This window comes from Streptomyces sp. NPDC048516 (genome assembly GCF_043199875.1).
GTDB lineage: Bacteria > Actinomycetota > Actinomycetes > Streptomycetales > Streptomycetaceae > Streptomyces.
On the sequence record NZ_JBICWS010000005.1, the window covers coordinates 114,379 to 129,482 of the forward strand.

At 70.8% G+C, this 15,104-nt stretch carries 18 protein-coding genes; 10 read left to right on the forward strand and 8 right to left on the reverse strand.

Annotated elements, in window-relative coordinates; genetic code table 11:
* Positions 1–723 precede the first annotated feature (723 nt).
* From ACGFR7_RS12210 to ACGFR7_RS12230, 5 genes are all read left to right on the forward strand, one after another.
* Positions 724–1,563: a hypothetical protein gene (locus tag ACGFR7_RS12210; RefSeq protein ID WP_393316776.1), complete on the forward strand. Its 840-nt coding sequence runs from the start codon at positions 724–726 to the stop codon at positions 1,561–1,563.
* Positions 1,564–1,661: 98 nt separating this feature from the next.
* Entirely contained in the window at positions 1,662–2,063 is a 402-nt protein-coding gene (locus ACGFR7_RS12215; protein ID WP_393316779.1) for a hypothetical protein, read from the forward strand.
* A gap of 43 nt (positions 2,064–2,106) precedes the next feature.
* On the forward strand, positions 2,107–3,501 hold the full coding sequence (locus ACGFR7_RS12220) for a DUF2252 domain-containing protein (protein ID WP_393316782.1): 1,395 nt from the start codon (positions 2,107–2,109) through the stop codon (positions 3,499–3,501).
* Positions 3,502–3,777: 276 nt separating this feature from the next.
* On the forward strand, positions 3,778–4,815 hold the full coding sequence (locus tag ACGFR7_RS12225; RefSeq protein WP_393317593.1) for a Ku protein: 1,038 nt from the start codon (positions 3,778–3,780) through the stop codon (positions 4,813–4,815).
* A gap of 120 nt (positions 4,816–4,935) precedes the next feature.
* Positions 4,936–5,163 carry a DUF6458 family protein gene (locus ACGFR7_RS12230; protein WP_393316785.1) on the forward strand — a complete coding sequence of 76 codons (228 nt, stop codon included), beginning with the start codon at positions 4,936–4,938 and terminating at the stop codon, positions 5,161–5,163.
* Positions 5,164–5,203: 40 nt separating this feature from the next.
* On the opposite strand, the gene ACGFR7_RS12235 is transcribed toward ACGFR7_RS12230, so the two are convergent.
* Positions 5,204–6,727 (reverse strand): alpha/beta hydrolase, encoded by a 1,524-nt coding sequence (locus tag ACGFR7_RS12235; RefSeq protein WP_393316788.1) that lies wholly within the window; start codon positions 6,725–6,727, stop codon positions 5,204–5,206.
* 352 nt (positions 6,728–7,079) lie between these two features.
* Between ACGFR7_RS12235 and ACGFR7_RS12240 the strand changes: the two genes are divergently transcribed.
* From ACGFR7_RS12240 to ACGFR7_RS12260, 5 genes are all read left to right on the forward strand, one after another.
* Entirely contained in the window at positions 7,080–8,078 is a 999-nt protein-coding gene (locus ACGFR7_RS12240; protein ID WP_393316791.1) for a histone protein, read from the forward strand.
* Between the two features lie 6 nt (positions 8,079–8,084).
* Positions 8,085–9,071 carry an SRPBCC family protein gene (locus tag ACGFR7_RS12245; RefSeq protein WP_393316794.1) on the forward strand — a complete coding sequence of 329 codons (987 nt, stop codon included), beginning with the start codon at positions 8,085–8,087 and terminating at the stop codon, positions 9,069–9,071.
* Positions 9,068–9,997 carry a Rieske 2Fe-2S domain-containing protein gene (locus ACGFR7_RS12250; RefSeq protein ID WP_393316797.1) on the forward strand — a complete coding sequence of 310 codons (930 nt, stop codon included), beginning with the start codon at positions 9,068–9,070 and terminating at the stop codon, positions 9,995–9,997. The genes ACGFR7_RS12245 and ACGFR7_RS12250 overlap by 4 nt, the downstream gene beginning before the upstream one ends.
* A gap of 15 nt (positions 9,998–10,012) precedes the next feature.
* Positions 10,013–10,981, forward strand: coding sequence for an SDR family NAD(P)-dependent oxidoreductase (locus tag ACGFR7_RS12255; protein WP_393316800.1), 969 nt, complete (start codon positions 10,013–10,015; stop codon positions 10,979–10,981).
* Positions 10,982–11,131: 150 nt separating this feature from the next.
* The gene (locus ACGFR7_RS12260) at positions 11,132–11,707 is read left to right on the forward strand and encodes a Dps family protein (protein WP_393316803.1); all 576 of its coding nucleotides are present in this window, start codon (positions 11,132–11,134) and stop codon (positions 11,705–11,707) included.
* Positions 11,708–11,826: 119 nt separating this feature from the next.
* Here the strand turns inward: ACGFR7_RS12260 and ACGFR7_RS12265 are convergent, their stop codons facing one another.
* The 7 genes from ACGFR7_RS12265 to ACGFR7_RS12295 form a co-directional block, all read right to left on the reverse strand.
* Positions 11,827–12,000 (reverse strand): CsbD family protein, encoded by a 174-nt coding sequence (locus ACGFR7_RS12265; protein ID WP_393316806.1) that lies wholly within the window; start codon positions 11,998–12,000, stop codon positions 11,827–11,829.
* A gap of 17 nt (positions 12,001–12,017) precedes the next feature.
* Complete coding sequence (locus tag ACGFR7_RS12270; RefSeq protein ID WP_393316809.1) at positions 12,018–12,425, reverse strand: gas vesicle protein K; 408 nt, start codon at positions 12,423–12,425, stop codon at positions 12,018–12,020.
* Positions 12,412–12,663, reverse strand: coding sequence for a gas vesicle protein (locus tag ACGFR7_RS12275; protein ID WP_393316812.1), 252 nt, complete (start codon positions 12,661–12,663; stop codon positions 12,412–12,414). The genes ACGFR7_RS12270 and ACGFR7_RS12275 overlap by 14 nt, the downstream gene beginning before the upstream one ends.
* Positions 12,660–13,478 carry a GvpL/GvpF family gas vesicle protein gene (locus ACGFR7_RS12280; RefSeq protein ID WP_393316815.1) on the reverse strand — a complete coding sequence of 273 codons (819 nt, stop codon included), beginning with the start codon at positions 13,476–13,478 and terminating at the stop codon, positions 12,660–12,662. Before ACGFR7_RS12280 ends, ACGFR7_RS12275 begins: the two co-directional genes overlap by 4 nt.
* Complete coding sequence (locus ACGFR7_RS12285; RefSeq protein ID WP_393316818.1) at positions 13,475–14,029, reverse strand: gas vesicle protein; 555 nt, start codon at positions 14,027–14,029, stop codon at positions 13,475–13,477. Before ACGFR7_RS12285 ends, ACGFR7_RS12280 begins: the two co-directional genes overlap by 4 nt.
* A gap of 84 nt (positions 14,030–14,113) precedes the next feature.
* Positions 14,114–14,368, reverse strand: a complete 255-nt coding sequence (locus ACGFR7_RS12290) for a gas vesicle protein GvpG (protein WP_328388949.1) — start codon at positions 14,366–14,368, stop codon at positions 14,114–14,116.
* Between the two features lie 19 nt (positions 14,369–14,387).
* Positions 14,388–15,101 carry a GvpL/GvpF family gas vesicle protein gene (locus ACGFR7_RS12295; RefSeq protein WP_393316820.1) on the reverse strand — a complete coding sequence of 238 codons (714 nt, stop codon included), beginning with the start codon at positions 15,099–15,101 and terminating at the stop codon, positions 14,388–14,390.
* Between the last annotated feature and the right edge of the window lie 3 nt (positions 15,102–15,104).

The window sequence follows — 15,104 nt, forward strand, 5'->3', positions numbered from 1 at the left end:
CTAGGCTCGCGCGTCCGGGTGACGGGGTGCGCGGCGCCGCGCCCGCCCGCCTCCCGTCTCGCCGAGTGCCGCCCGCCGTCGCAGAGTGGGGACGTACGCCGGGCAGCCGCGCTCGTGGCGAGCGCTTCGCACGGCCGGCGTTCGCGGGGAGTGCTTCGCATGATCGCCTTCGTGGGGAGCGCTTCGCATGGCCGGCGCAGGACCGGCAAGGAGACCTGCATACCGCGCGGGGCGAGCGTGAGGGCTCGGCCGCCGAGGAGCGACGCGTGAGGAGCACATGACGGTGCGACAGCCACCAGGACCTCCAGGACCCGCCCATCCGGATCCGGTACCGCCCACACCGGGTCCGGGGCCCGGCCCGCCCGGCCCCACGCCGGGTCCGGCGCCCGGCCCGGTCCCCGCGCCGGGACCCGATCCGGTCCCCCCGCCGGTGCCGGCGCCCGAACCGGACCCGGTCCCGCCCCACCCCGCACCGCCGACACCGGGACCGGAGCCGGGGCCCGCGCCCGGTCCGGTCCCCGCGCCGGGCACCGGCGCGGCAGGCCGCACCGACGCGCCATCGAGCTGACCGGCACCCGCCTGGCACGGGCCTGAGCCCGGGGACTGCGAGCCCGTGGGCCGCCAGCCCGTGAACCGCTCCGCCACCAGGGCGGAGCAGGGGGAACGCCGGAGACCTGACGAGGCGCTACCGGCATTCCCGTACGGGATCGTTAGGCTCGGCAGGTGGGCCATTCCGAGGAGCGCGCCGAGGGCGCGGGACCGTTCACCACCCGGCTGACCTGGCCCCTCGCGGCAGGCGGCACCGCCATCTGGGAGTCGCGGGCGGCCCGCAAGCGCGGGACGCTCGCGGTGCGGCCCGCCGGGGCCACCCGCACCAGCGCGCGCCGCGCCGACGCCCCGGCACTGGTCCGGCTGCGCAGGCTCAACAACATCGCCGCGGTCTCCTTCCTTCTCGGCGGGGCGCTGTTCACCCTCGGTGCGGCGCTCGCCCAGTTCAGCTCCGAGCGGGCGACCGTGACCGCCACGATCTACTTCATCGGCGGCGCGTTCTTCACCCTCGGCGGCTATGCCTCACTCGTCCAGGCCATCAACGCGCCCCGCCGGGAGGGTACGGCGGGTGCGCTGACCACGCACCGTTTCCGCTGGTGGAGTTACGAACCGGGCCGGATCGACTGGCTGACCACCTTCCTGCTGTTCGCCGGAACCCTGGTGTTCGGCATCAATTTGCTGGATTCGTTTCTGCAGGGGCTCACGGCCCGGCAGATGAACCGGCTGGTCTGGACGCCCGACATGATCGGCTGCCTGCTGTTCCTGATTTCGGGGCAGCTGGCGGTCGTCGAGGTCTGCCATCGCCTGTTGTGCCTCCACCGGCGCAGTCTCGGCTGGTGGATCGTCGCGGTCAATCAGCTCGGTTCGGTGCTCTTCATGGTGTCCGCGGTGGCCGCCTTCACCCGGCCGGAGACCGACAGCCCGGTCAGCGTCGGTGTCGCCAACTGGGGGACCCTCACGGGAGCGCTGTGCTTTGCGGTGGCCGGGGTGCTCCAGGCCTTCGAACGTCCCTGACATGCGGCTGACCGGTACCTGTGCCAACGTGGATTTGCTGTATCGACGGTCGGCAGGTCCGGTTCGGACGGCCAGGTTTCTCAAGTGAGGAGTGACCCATGGCCACGCAGAAGCACAGCGTGAGCGGATGGACAGCCTTCGCCGCAGTACTGATGATCTTCGGTGGCGCCATGGCCTTCCTGGAAGGCATCTCCGCCATCGCGCACGACCAGCTCTTCGTCACCACGCGGAACTATGTGTTCTCCTTCAGCCTCACGGGCTGGGGCTGGATCCACCTCATCCTGGGCATCATCATCCTCCTCGCGGGTGTCTCACTGCTCGCCACCGGCGCGATGTGGGCACGGGTGATCGGCGTCATCCTGGCGGGCCTCGGCGCGCTGGCGAACTTCCTGTGGATCCCCCACTACCCGTTCTGGGCCATCGTGCTGGTCGCCATCAACATCTTCATCATCTGGGCGCTGTGCACGGACAACCACCATCACACCGCGGCCACCCGGTGACCTGACGCACCGGCCCGGCGCACGCACCGATCCGGCAACCACCATGACCTCCGGACCCACCCCGCAGGAACGCGCGGAACAGGGCAGGGCACTTCGCTCCGAAGTGCCCCGCTCGTGTCATGCGGAGTTCAGCCCGACGGCTTCCCGTACCGATCCGGTGGACATCATCGAACGCCAGTCGGCCCTGCGGGTACCGGAGTTGGTGCCCCTCCGCTACGGGCGGATGCTGGAGTCGCCCTTCCGCTTCTACCGCGGCGCCGCCGCCATCATGGCGGCGGACCTGGCCACGACGCCGTCCACGGGGCTGCGGACCCAGTTGTGCGGGGACGCCCATCTGCTGAATTTCCGGCTGCTGGCCTCCCCCGAACGCCATCTGATGTTCGACCTCAACGACTTCGACGAGACCTTGCCCGGCCCGTGGGAGTGGGACGTCAAACGGCTGGCGGCGAGCTTGGCCATCGCGGGGCGCGGGAACGGCTTTCCCGAGAAGGTGCGGGCCGGCATCGTCCGGGCCGCCGGCGCGTCCTACCGCGAGCAGATGCGCCGCTACGCGGACATGCGCACCCTAGAGGTCTGGTACGCCCATGCCGATATGGCCGATGTGGAGGCCGAGGAAGCGCAAGAGCTGACCAGCAGGGGCCGCGCCGGACTGGCCCGCACCATCGCGGAGGCCCGTACGCACGACACCGTGCAGGCCTATCGCAAACTGACCCGGAGGAGCGGCGGCGAGGTGCGGATCGCCGCCGACCCGCCGTTGATCGTGCCGCTGGACGATCTGCTGCCGGACGTCGAGCGTGACCAGCTGACGGACCAGATCCGCCGACTGGTCCAGGACTACGGCCGCACGCTGCGTTCGGATCATCGCCGGCTGCTGGAGCAGTACCGGGTCGTCGACGTGGCGCGCAAGGTCGTGGGGGTCGGCAGTGTGGGCACCCGTTGCTGGATCGTGTTGCTGCTCGGCAAGGACACGGACGACCCGCTGCTGCTGCAGGCCAAGGAGGCCGACGATTCCGTACTCGCCGCCTACGCCGGCCAGAGCCTCTGCCCCCACCAGGGCGAACGCGTCGTGGCCGGCCAGCGGCTGATGCAGGCCGCCGGTGACATCTTCCTCGGCTGGGCGCGGACCACCGGCATCGACGGGCGCCAACGCGACTTCTATGTACGCCAGTTGCGTGACTGGAAGGGCATCATGCCGGCGGATGGGATGGTGCCGACGGGTATGCGGCGGTTCGCCGTACGCTGCGGGGCCACCCTGGCCCGCGCGCACGCCAGGTCCGGCGACCGGATCGCGATCGGCGCCTATCTCGGCAGCGGCACGGTCTTCGAGGAGGCGCTGGCGCGGTTCGCTGAGCGCTACGCGGACCGCAACGAACTCGATCACCAGGCGCTCAGGGAGGCGGTCCGGAGCGGCCGGGTCGCGGCTGCCGCGTCCTCCTGAACGGGCGGCAGGCAGCCGGGTGCGGCAGGCAGCCGGGTGCGGCAGGCAGCCGGGTGCGGCAGGCAGCCGGGTGCGGCAGGCAGCCGGGTGCGGGAGGCAGCCGGGTGCGGCAGGCAGCCGGGGCGGCGGGAGGTGGTCGAGCACGGGTCCGGTGCCGGTCCAGGCCGGGCCGGGGCCGGGCCGCCACCGGATGGGCGCACCCTGATTCGTCCGGGATGTACGCTGCGTCCGCCCCGCCTAGCATGGTGCCGAATGGCTCCGATGAAGGCGGCCCCCATGCGCCCCACGGCGAAGTTCTCCATCAGCTTCGGCCTGGTCACGATCCCGGTCGCCGCGTACAACGCCACGGACAGCTCCACGTCGGTCAGCTTTGTGCGGATCCATACGGCGGACGGCGGCCGGGTGCGCAATCAGCCCGTCTGCTCGCTGGAAGGCATCGAGATCACCCCGGACCAGATCGGCCGGGGCTACAAGCCCGACGGCGGCGACACCGTCGTACCGCTGAGCGACGACGATCTGGACGCACTGCCGCTGCCGACCGCGAAGACGCTGACGATCCTGGCCTTCGTCGCCGGCGGCGACATCGACCCGCTGCAGATGGGCAAGGGGTACTACCTGGGCATCGACAGCCCCGCCGCGGCCAAGCCCTACGCCCTGCTGCGCGAGGCGATGGAGCGGCATCAGCGCGTCGGGCTCGGCAAGATCGCACTGCACGGGCGGGAGACGCTGGCCATGATCCGCCCGGTGGAGGGCGCGCTGGTCATGCAGGTGCTGCTGTGGCCGCACCAGATCCGCTCACTGGACGGGGTGCTGCCCGAGCGGCAGGCGGAGGTCGCCCCGGCCGAGGTGGCGGCCGCCGAGACGCTGATGGATTCCTTCGGTGGGCTGTCGGAGGACGATGTGCACGATCATTACCGTGAAGCGCTCGAAGAGATCGTGGCGGCGAAGCTGGCGCATCGCGAGCCGGAATTCCCGGCCGGCGAGGAGCAGCCGACCGGGCAGGTGATGGACCTGATGGCGGCCCTCCAGGACAGCGTCCGCGCGGCCAGGAAGTCCCGCGGCGAGGACGAGGACGAGGGCGCCGAGGGCTCCTCGGGCGGCGGCGCCGGGTCAGGGCGCACCGCGAGGAAGAGCACGGCGAAGAAGAGCACGGGAAAGAAGTCGGCAGCGCAGAAGACGGCAGCTCAGAAGACGGCAGCTCAGAAGACGGCATCGAAGACGTCCGCCGCCAAGACCGCCGCCAAGAAGACCACGGCGAAGAAGGCGGCCCCGGCGAAGAAGAGCGCGAGCGGGGGCGGGCGGCGGGCCGGCTGAGCCCCGCCCGGGCCCGGCACCACCGGCCGCCGCCCGCCCCCAGCGCACATAAGGCGCCCGCCCCGGGGTACGCGCTCCCTCAACAGGCCTTACGGGCCGGACAGTTATGGAGGCGACGCCATGGGAATCGGCGGGTGCATCGTTCTGCTCGCGGTGGGGGCCGTCCTCACGTTCGCGGTGGACTGGCACATCGCAGGGGTCAATGTCGACCTGGTGGGGATCATCATGATGATCGTCGGCATCATCGGCATCGCCACGTACGTGAGCATCCTGAAGCGGCGGCGTACCCAGCCGCCCTCGCCCGGCGCCCCCGTCGTCGACGTCGAGGACAACCGCTACTACAGGTAGCCGCCGGCGGAGGGGCGCTTCACCGCCGCCGGTACTGCCCTCAGCCGCAGGAGATCTTCCCCTTCGGCAGGGTGCCGTTCAGCAGGAAGTCATCGACCTGGCCTTGCACGCAGGGGTCGCCCGTGGTGTAGGCGGCGTGCCCCTCCCCGCGGAAGGTCAGCACGATGCTGGAATTGTCCAGCTCACGGGCCATGTTGAAGGCACCCTGGTACGGGGTCGCCGGATCATTGGTGGTCGCGACGAGCAGAATCGGCGGCGCGTCGGGCGCCGCGACATCCCGGGAGGCGTCGTCGCCGGCCACGGGCCAGGAGTAGCAGTCCAGCAGGGTCGGGGCGATGTCCGGGCCGAAGAGCGGGGAGGCCTCGGTGAGTTCGCGCTCCGCCCGGGGGTAATCGCGTTCGCCGTAGCGCTCCGAGGTGTCCCGGCAGGAGATCGCCCGCAGGGCCAGCTGATCCTGCGACGGCAGGTCGTCCTGGCCGACGCGCCGCGCCGGGACGGTGCCGGCGCGGGCGGCGCTGCCGCTCCCCGCGTCACTCAGGCGGAGGATCCCCGAGGCGTCACCGCGCCGCAGCTGCGCCAGGGCCTGCCGCAGCGCCGGCCAGTCGCTCTTGCTGTACAGGGCCTCGCGCAAGGCGTACACATAGGTGGTCTCGTCCACCGTCTCCCCCTTCACCTTCATCGGCTGCCCACTCAGCTCCCGGTACCACGCACGCAGTTGATCCTGCGCCTTGCGCTCGTCGGTGCCCAGCGGGCAGTCCGGCCGGCGGGTGCAGTCGGCGGCGAAGTCGTCCAGCACCCGCTGGAACCCCCGGGCCTGGGACAGCGCGGTCTGCCATTGGTTCTTGGTCGGGTCCTCGACGCTGTCCAGGACCATCCGGCCGACCTTGTGCGGGAACTCGTGGGCGTAGACCGCCCCTAGCCTGGTGCCGTACGAGAACCCCAGGTAGTTGAGCTTGCCGTCGCCGACCGCGGCGCGCAGGACGTCCATGTCCCGGGCGACATCAGGGGTGCCGACCCACCGCAGCAACGCCCCGGAGTAGCGGCCGCAGGCCTCGTTGATGCGCTTCTCCTTCGCGGCAAGGCTGTCGTCGGCGCCCTTGCCGGAGGGTGGAGCGAGCTTGCTGCCGCAGGAGACCGGGTCGGTATGGCCGGTGCCGCGCGGATCGAAGCTCACGATGTCGTAGCGCTGCCCCAGCCGGGCGAAGGCGCTTCCGCTGTCGGTCAGGTAGTTGACGCCGGAAGCACCCGGTCCCCCGGGGTTGAGCACCAGGGAGCCGATCCGTTTACCGGGCCCGGTCGCCTTCAGCCGGATCAGCTGGACCTGCATCCTGTTCCGTCCGGGGTTGCGGTAGTCCCGTGGGACCTCCAGCCGGGCGCACTCCAGACGCTTGCGGAAGCCGGGCGGCTGACCGGTGCCGTCGCTTTGCGCACCGTCCTGCAGATCCTTGCCGCAGGGTTCCCAGGACAGTTTCTGCTGGTAGAAGGAGGTCAGGTCCGGATCATCGGCTGCCGCCGCGACCGGGGTTCCGGCGAACCCGCCGAGCAGCGCCGCCACCGCGGCCACCGCCAACAAGCGCACCGATGCCCGGCGCCGGCGAACACACCGCGCTCCCCCTACTCCCATAGGAGACGGCGCACGGCGTGTTCCCGGCATAGTCCGAGCGTAGGTCGGTTGCCCGGCACCCGCACACCTGCCGTGACGCCGCTGCCGCCCTGCGCCGTACCCGTGTGCGCCTCGCCACGCAGCAGGTCCGGGCGCCTCCTCAGGGTGACCGCACAGAGCCTTTCGGACCGCTCGAGATGCGCCGGGCCGGACACCGATCACTCTGGAGAGAGGGCAGAACCGTGCCGCGCAGCGGCGGCGGCCCCTGCACGAACGCCGATCCGCCGCAAGTCCGGGAAAGGGTGACGCACCCATGAATGACGCATCCAAGGTCCTGCTGGCCGCCGCACTTGCCGGCGGCTATGTGCTGGGCCGTACGAAGAAGGGCCGGTTCGCGCTGACCGTGGCGTCCTATATCGCCGGACGCCAATTCGGGCTCGAACCACGCCAGCTCGTGGTCCAGGGGGTGCGCAAGCTCGGCGAGATCCCCCAGGTCGCGGAGCTGGGTGACCAACTGCGCGGGGAAGTGATGGATGCCGGCCGGAAGGCCCTGACGACCGCCGCCAACCGCCGTCTGACGACGCTCGCGGACACCCTCCACGACCGGTCCCTCAAGCTCGATGCCATCGGGCTGGAGCCGGAGGAGGAAGAGGAAGAGGAAGAGGGGGAGTACGCGTACGACGAGGAAGAGGAGGGCGAGGGGCCCGAAGACGAGTACGAGGAGGACGAGTACGAGGAAGAGGAGGAACCGGAGGAGGAAGAGCCGGAGGAGGAGTACGAGGACGAGGAAGAAGAGGAAGAAGAGCCGGAGGAAGAGCCCGAGGAAGAGCCCGAGGAGCGGCCGGCTCGGCGCACCCCGCGGGCCGCTGCGAAGCCGGAGCCGCGCGAGCGTGCGTCGGAGGCGAAACGGGGCGCACCGGAGAAGAAGGGCGCGCAGCGGCCGCCGGCCAAGAAGTCCGCAGCGAAGTCCGCAGCGAAGAAGACGGCCGGGAAGAAGACTGCCGCGGGACGGACGGCCGCGAAGAAGACGGCACCCGCGAAGAAGACCGCCGCCAAGAAGACCGCGGCGAAGAAGACGACGACGGCGCGGAAGGCTGCCGAGAAGGCCCCGGCAAAGAAGGCGGCTCCGGCAAAGAAAGCCGCGGCGAAGAAGACCGCGGCGAAGAAAACGGCAGCCAGGAAGACGGCCGCGAAGAAGACGGCGCCCGCCAAGAAAGCCACTGCCAAGAAGACCGCCGCCGGAAAGAAGGCAGCCCCGGCTGCGAAGAAGACCGCCAAGAAGACATCATCGCGCACCGAGCGCCGGAGGTAACCGGTCATGGCCAGGACGGGACAGGACAACGCGGACTCGGGACTCGATCGACTGCGCAGCGAACTCGGCGACTACGCCACGAAATGGGTGGGGAATCTGGCCGAGCGGGCCGGCGACAAACTGATGGATGTGACGGGCCAGCTCACCGATGTCGCCGAGAACGGCGGCTCACTGTCCAAGATCGCGGGCAATCTCCTCGGCGGTGACTCCCCCGTCAAAGCCGCCGTGAAGGGGACTGCGGAGAACGTCAAGGACACCGTGGTGGACAAGGCCAAGGGCCTCTTCGGCGGCAAGAAACGCAAATCGGGGGACAAGAAGGTCACCAATATCATCGAAGTCCTGGATGTCGGGGTGCCCCTGCGCACCGCCTACGACCACTGGACGCAGTACGAGAAGTTCAGCAGCTTCACCAAGGGCGTACGCAGTGTGTCCCTGCACGACGAGACGTCCAGTGACTGGAAGGCCAAGGTCGGCCCGTCGACCCGCGGGTGGAAGGCGACGATTCAGGAGCAGGTTCCTGACGAACGCATCATCTGGACGTCCGAAGGCGCCAAGGGATCGACCCGCGGTGCCGTCAGTTTTCACGAGCTGGCGCCCAATCTGACCCGCATCGTGCTGGTCGTCGAGTACTACGCCTCGGGATTCTTCGAGAAGACCGGCAATATCTGGCGGGTCCAGGGACGCCGGCTGCGGCTGGACTTCAAGCACTTCCAGCGCTACGTCACTCTCACCGATGAAGAGCCCGAGGGCTGGCGCGGGGAAATCCGCGACGGCGAGGTCGTACAGAGCCATGAAGAGGCCATCGAGGAAGAAGAGGCCCAGGGCGAAGAGACCGAAGACGAAGAGGCCGAGGGCTACGAGGGCGAGGACGGCGAGGAGGAGTACGAGGACGAGGAGGCCGAAGGCGAAGAGGGCGAGGAGGAGGAAGAGGAAGAGCCCGAGGAGGAGTACGAGGAAGAAGAAGAGGAAGAAGAGCCGGAGGAAGAGGAATGAGAGTGGCGTCCTTCTCGGCTCTCGCGGCGGGCGGCGCCACCGCAACAGGGGCCGCCGCCCGGGCTGCGGAATCCTGTGTGGCGGCCCTGGACGCGCTGGGCCGCCTGGAGAAGCTGGATGCGCTGACCCGCCCGTTGCAGCGGGTGGTACGCGGCCTGCCCCTGGGCCGCTACCGCGATGTGCTGCACGGCCTGCCGATCGGCCACCCGCTGCACCCCGCCCTGGTACAGGTGCCCATGGGCGCCTGGCTGTCCGCCGCGGTGCTGGACGCCGTCCCGGGTACCGGGCGCGGCGCCCGCCTCCTGGTGGGGGTGGGCATCCTTACGGCCGGCCCTGCCGCGTGGGCCGGCTGGGTGGACTGGGCCGAGCAGCACGAGGACCAGATGCGTACGGGACTGGTGCACGCGGCGTCGATCGCCGTGGCCGTAGGGCTGTACACACGGTCCTGGGTGCATCGCGGCCGCGGCCACACGGTACGGGGCAAGGCGCTCGGCTTCGCGGGACTGTGCGCGGCCGGGACCGGCGGCATGCTCGGCGGGCACCTCGCCTACCGGCAGGCCGCGGGTGCCAACAAGGCGGAGCCGGTGCCGCATCTGCTGGACGAGGGCTGGCACCCCGTGGGCAGGGTCGAGGACTTCCCGGTCGGCGTGGCGGTGCGCCGGGAGCTGGGCGAGGTCCCGTTGCTGGTGGTCCGCCTGCCGGGCGGGCACATCCACGTCCTCGCCGGGCGGTGCAGCCACCTCTCGGGGCCCCTGACGGAAGGCACGGTCACCGACGGCTGTGTGGTGTGCCCTTGGCACGGCAGCACCTTCCGGCTGTCGGACGGCGCGAACGTGCGTGGCCCGGCCACCGCTCCCCAGCCGTCCTTCCAGGTGAGCGTGGACGGGGAGGGCACCGTCCGGGTACGGCTGCCCGGCGCCGGCTGAAGGGAAGGGATCGTCATGCGTGTGCTTCCGGCCGCTCCCTCGATCGAAGGGCTCACCGCCGTCGTCACCGGCGGCTCGCGGGGGCTCGGGCTGCTCATGGCCCGGCAACTGCTGCGGCGCGGCTGTGACGTCGTGCTGCTGGCCCGCGACGAGGCCGAACTCGGCAGGGCCGTCGGCAGGCTGGCCCAGTGGCGCGGCGGCACGGTGCGCGGTGTGGTGTGCGATGTGCGGGACCGGGCGGCGCTGCAGGACCGCCTCGCGGAGATCGCCAGGGCCCACGACGGGCTGGACATCGTCATCGCCAACGCCGGGATCATCCAGGTCGGTCCGGCCGACGCGCTCGGCCCCGACGGATTCCATGAGGCGATGGACTCGGTCTTCCACGGCGCCCTGAACACCGCCCTCGCCGCGCTCCCCCACCTCCGGCGCAGCCCGGCCGGCGGCAGGCTGGCGCTCATCGGGTCCGTCGGGGGGCTGCTGGCGGTGCCGCATCTGCTGCCGTACTCCTGCGCCAAGTCGGCGGTGGCCGCGCTGGCCGAAGGGCTCCGCGCGGAGGAGGGCGCGCGCGGCGTCTCGGTGACCGCGGCCCACCCCGGCCTGATGCGCACCGGGTCGCATCTCCACGCCCTCTTCGGCGGGGACCGGCGCCGGGAGTACGCCTGGTTCTCGGCGCTGGCCGGGGCCCCGGTGCTGTCCATGAGCGCCGAACGGGCCGCGGAGCGCATCGTCTCCGCGCTGCAGCGGCGTCGTCCCCGCATCGTGCTGACACCGGCCGCCAGGCTCGGGGCCAGAGCACACGGGCTCGCGCCGGTGACGACCACCCGGCTGGTGTCGGCCGTCGCCCGGGTACTGCCCCGCGACGGCGCCCGCGGCACCGTCGACGGCTCGACGGTCGCGGCCGGGGAGCAGCCGCCCGCCCGGCGGCTGCGCAGTGTGCTCGGCGCCCTCAACGAACGGGCGGCCGACCGCTACAACCAGCGCTGACCGCGTCCGGTGCGGCCGCGCAGTCCGTGACCCGCCCACGGAGGCGGGTCACGGAAATCCGGGGGCGGGTGCGTGTTTTCTGACGGAGTTACCGGGCACGCGGATTTTCACCACAGGAAGACCCCACCTGTGGTGAAAGGAGAGTTCACCGTGCCTGCGAGCAATTCCCCCGAGTACACCGTTCCCGGCATGACGGAGGCCGAAGGCGGAGAGGTCATCGGGCGGCTGCGGCTCCGGCTGCATGCGCTCAATGACCTGGCACTCACCCTCAAGCATGTGCACTGGAATGTCGTGGGGCCGCATTTCATCGCCGTCCACGAAATGCTCGACCCGCAGGTCGAGGCCGTCCGCTCGATGGTCGACGCCACGGCGGAACGCATCGCCACGCTCGGCGGCTCCCCGACGGGTACGCCGGGCGCCCTGACCGCCGAGCGGACCTGGGAGGACTACTCCGTCGGAAGGGCGCAGGCGATCGAGCACCTGGGCGCGCTGGACGTCGTCTACTCGGGGGTCATCAAGGGCCATCGCGAGGCGGTGGCCGCCACCGAGAAGACCGACCCGGTGACGCAGGACCTGCTGATCGAGCATCTGCGGTCGCTGGAACTGTTCCAGTGGTTCGTCCGGGCGCACCTGGAGAGCGCCGGCGGCAAGCTCAGCACCGGCTCCGCCGACGGGGAGCTCGCGGCCGGCCGCGCGGCCGTCGACCAGGCGCGGCGAGAGCCCTGAGCCGCACCGGGGCGGGCCCCGGCCGCTGGGCCGGTCACCCCGCGCCGGTCACCGGGCCCGGCTCAGGGCTGTCGCACACGGTGCGACAGCCCTGAGCCGGGCCGTCAGTGCCGCAACCGTCAGTGCTTGAAGGTGTCCCTTCCCTTCTCCACTGCCTGCCGCATTTTCCCCAGGGCCTGTTCCGTTTTACCTCTCCGCTGCATGCTCTTGTTGCCGAGGGCCTTTCCGGTCGTCTCCTTGGCCTTTCCCTCGACGATATGGCCGATGTTCCTGGCCTTCTTTCCGATGCCCATGTCGTACTCCTTCGAGGTCATTCGGCGGGGGGCAACAGCGTCCCGAGCGGACCGAGATCCAAATTCAGGTCCTGCATCGATAGGTCGTATTGCGCGCAGAGTTCCACCATCCGGTCGTGGAGGATCATCAGTGTCGCTCCCAGGCGTTCCTCCTGTTCCTCGGTGAGATCTCCGGCGTCGACCCGTTGCAGGGCCTGGCGTTCCATGAGCTGGCGCAGCAGCTCGACCAGGGTGAGGACGAGCTTGATCAGGTCCCGCTCGACCGTGTCGGGGTCGGCGCTGACCCGGTGTGCCGGCCTTCGTGGTCCCGGACCTGCCGGGGGCCGGACGTCCTGCGGCGTGGGGGGCAGCAGCCGGAAGGCACGGGCGGCCGCATCGGCGACATCGTCGAAGCGGCTGCCGGGGCGACGGTCACCGGCTGTCATCGTCGTCCTGTGCCAGGGGTGCGGTGGAGCGCCACGGGGAGGGGTTCTGTTCGCTGATGGAGACGATCAGGGCGCGCAGCGAGACGCGTACGAGGTCGATATCGGCGATGGACAGGACGATGTCCCCGGTGAGGACCACGCCTCCGCTGAGCAGCCGGTCCAGCAGGTCGATCAGGGCGATCTGCCGGTCCGGCAGGGGCTCGTCCGCCTTGGCCGGCGGCCCGCCCGCCGGCCTCACGGGGCGGCTCGCTTCAGAGGTTCGGCTTCGGGGGGCGTGGCGAAGGAGTACGGGGCCCAGGGCCCGGTGACCTCGACGCGCACCCCGGAGCTTCCCTCCGCTGCCCGGGAGACGTCGGCCCGGAAGCTCTCGCCGTGCTCCAGCGGGACGAGGTAGGCGTCGTTGATGACGTTCTCCCCCGGGCCGCGGGCGAGTTCACCCTGCTGCACGCGGTGCTGGACCCGGTCGACCGCATGGCCGCGGGCCGCTTCCTCCACGCGCCGGGCGACCTCTTCGGCGTCCCGGTAGGCGTCCTCGCGGGCGTGCCGCTGTGCCTTGCGGTGGCTGAGATAGGCCCGTCCTGGGCTCAGGTCCGCGTCCGCGGGCGGCTCGGCGGGCCGGCCGGTGGCCGCGGGCGCCTCGACATAGATCTTCACGCCCCACTCCGTGTGCGCGGCCAGGTCGGACAGCCGCTCGGCGAATGCCTCCTGGCGGGTGTCGAGCATCTGCCGCACCCGCGCGTCGTCGAGGTAGACCGTCGCCAGACGGAGCGGCAGGACGGTGGTGCGGGCGGCCAGCGCCTCGATCACCCGGTGGTGGGCGCGGGCCACCGACTCCAGCCAGTCCAGGTCCTCCAAATGCGCGCGCAGTGCGGTCTCTTCGAAGTCCTGCTCGGGTACGGCGCCCACGGCGACCACCACCTCGCCGCGGTCTTCCGCGCGCACCAGGTGCACCGGCCCGTCCGCGACTCCCGGCAGCCCGGTCAGGGCCTCCTCCAGCGAGCCGTCGGGGTCCTGCGCGACGGCGTAGGCGTAGGTGACGGTCCCGGTCATCATGACTCGTCCCGCCGCTTGTTACGGGGTGCGGCTCGTTTGGTGCGTGCCGTGCGCGTGGGGCGTGAGGGGCGAGAGGAGCGGCGGGTGGCGGCCGGGCGGTCCGCCTCCTCGGCGTCCCCGGCCTCCTCGTACTCTTCGGCCTCCTCCGCCTCCTCCGCGTAGTCCCCGGCTTCGTCCTCGGCTTCCTCCTCGTCCTCGGCCGGGGACAGCTCGGTGCTCTCGCGCAGGGCCGCGATCTCGGCGCGCAGCCGCTTGTTCTCCTCCGCGAGCGAGTGGTGGCCGTCGGCGGCGCGGGAGGAGAGTGACGGGTCGTGCTCCCACCAGTCGATGCCCATCTCCTTCGCCTTGTCCACCGAGGCGATCAGCAGGCGCAGCTTGATGGTGAGCAGTTCGATGTCCAGCAGATTGATCTGGATGTCGCCCGCGATGACGATGCCCTTGTCCAGGACCCGCTCCAGGATGTCGGCGAGATTGGCCGAGGATCCCTGGCCGCTGTACGGGCCGGCTCGGGACGGGTAGTCACCCGTCCTGCGGGCGACGGGTTCGTTCACGGCCGCTGCACCTCGTTTCCTTCATCTCCCGGCGTGGCGACGGGTGCGCGTCTCCGCGTCCCGCCGCCGCGCCGGCCGTCGTGGTCAGGTGGTGTCGGTGCCCTGGGCATGGGCCCTGATCTCGTCCAGACGGTCCAGGAGTTCGTCCTCGCGCCGGTCGAACGCCTCCTCGGAGATCTCTCCCGCCAACAAGGCCCGTTCCAGCTCGGCGAGTTCCCGTTCGATGGGTTCGGGGTCGTAGTACTCGTTCTCCGCGGCCTCCAGCGCGCGTTCCATGACCCACGCCACGCCGCGCACCGGCGCCAGCGGAAAGGTGGCGATTTGGCTCAACAGGCCCATGACTCCTCCCTGCTCCTCCCTAGACGAAGCTGTAGGCGGGAAGCGGGCCGAGCAGCCGGAGGTCGAAGTCCTCCCCCAGCTCCTTGGCGAGATCCTGCTCAGCTGCGAGGAAGCTCTTCTCGTTGTCCCGTTCCACGAGGAAGGACACGCTCAGGAAATCGTTCCCGGCCGGCTGGGAACCGCTTTCCTCCTGGGCGAACCCGCGCAGCGCATCGAGGACTTGGCCGGCCAGCCGGTCCTGCCGTGCCTGCACTTCCTTGGAGACCAGTTCACCCAGGGCGAGCGGCAGGTCCGGGCTTCCGGTGCCGCTTCTGATCTGCTCGTTGAGCGCACGGGCCTCATCCGACTCCCGCAGGATCTGCCGCAGCATCGCCTCCTCCTCCTGGGCGGCCTTCAGGTGGTATTCGACGCAGCCCGCCAGCGCCTCCAGCCGCTCGGTGAATTCCTCCGCACGCTCCTCCAGCACGTCCCGCACGGCGTCGTCGTCGGTGGTCGTGAAGCCGAACTGCAGGGGCAGGACCGTCCCGTCGGCCATCAGCTGCTCCTGGACGGCCTGGTGGGCGGCGAGGTCGCGGCGTTTGGGACGCAGCTCCTCGGGAGCGTCGCTGACGACCGCGGAGAGCTCCTCGGTCTGCACCGTGCGCAGGGTGGACGGTGGTTTCCCCACCCCGTTCAGACCCTCGAGTCGTAGTGGGTGGGTGGTCGCGACAATGGAGTACACGTACACGGACATCGC

Excerpts from the sequence above, each read along its gene's own strand:
- ACGFR7_RS12215 (WP_393316779.1), top strand. The coding sequence starts at position 1,662 with ATGGCCACGCAGAAGCACAGCGTGAGCGGATGGACAGCCTTCGCCGCA.
- ACGFR7_RS12220 (WP_393316782.1), top strand. The coding sequence starts at position 2,107 with ATGACCTCCGGACCCACCCCGCAGGAACGCGCGGAACAGGGCAGGGCA.
- ACGFR7_RS12225 (WP_393317593.1), top strand. The coding sequence starts at position 3,778 with ATGCGCCCCACGGCGAAGTTCTCCATCAGCTTCGGCCTGGTCACGATC.
- ACGFR7_RS12230 (WP_393316785.1), top strand. The coding sequence starts at position 4,936 with ATGGGAATCGGCGGGTGCATCGTTCTGCTCGCGGTGGGGGCCGTCCTC.
- ACGFR7_RS12240 (WP_393316791.1), top strand. The coding sequence starts at position 7,080 with ATGAATGACGCATCCAAGGTCCTGCTGGCCGCCGCACTTGCCGGCGGC.
- ACGFR7_RS12245 (WP_393316794.1), top strand. The coding sequence starts at position 8,085 with ATGGCCAGGACGGGACAGGACAACGCGGACTCGGGACTCGATCGACTG.
- ACGFR7_RS12250 (WP_393316797.1), top strand. The coding sequence starts at position 9,068 with ATGAGAGTGGCGTCCTTCTCGGCTCTCGCGGCGGGCGGCGCCACCGCA.
- ACGFR7_RS12255 (WP_393316800.1), top strand. The coding sequence starts at position 10,013 with ATGCGTGTGCTTCCGGCCGCTCCCTCGATCGAAGGGCTCACCGCCGTC.
- ACGFR7_RS12265 (WP_393316806.1), bottom strand. The coding sequence starts at position 12,000 with ATGGGCATCGGAAAGAAGGCCAGGAACATCGGCCATATCGTCGAGGGA.
- ACGFR7_RS12270 (WP_393316809.1), bottom strand. The coding sequence starts at position 12,425 with ATGACAGCCGGTGACCGTCGCCCCGGCAGCCGCTTCGACGATGTCGCC.
- ACGFR7_RS12280 (WP_393316815.1), bottom strand. The coding sequence starts at position 13,478 with ATGATGACCGGGACCGTCACCTACGCCTACGCCGTCGCGCAGGACCCC.
- ACGFR7_RS12290 (WP_328388949.1), bottom strand. The coding sequence starts at position 14,368 with ATGGGCCTGTTGAGCCAAATCGCCACCTTTCCGCTGGCGCCGGTGCGC.
- ACGFR7_RS12295 (WP_393316820.1), bottom strand. The coding sequence starts at position 15,101 with ATGTCCGTGTACGTGTACTCCATTGTCGCGACCACCCACCCACTACGA.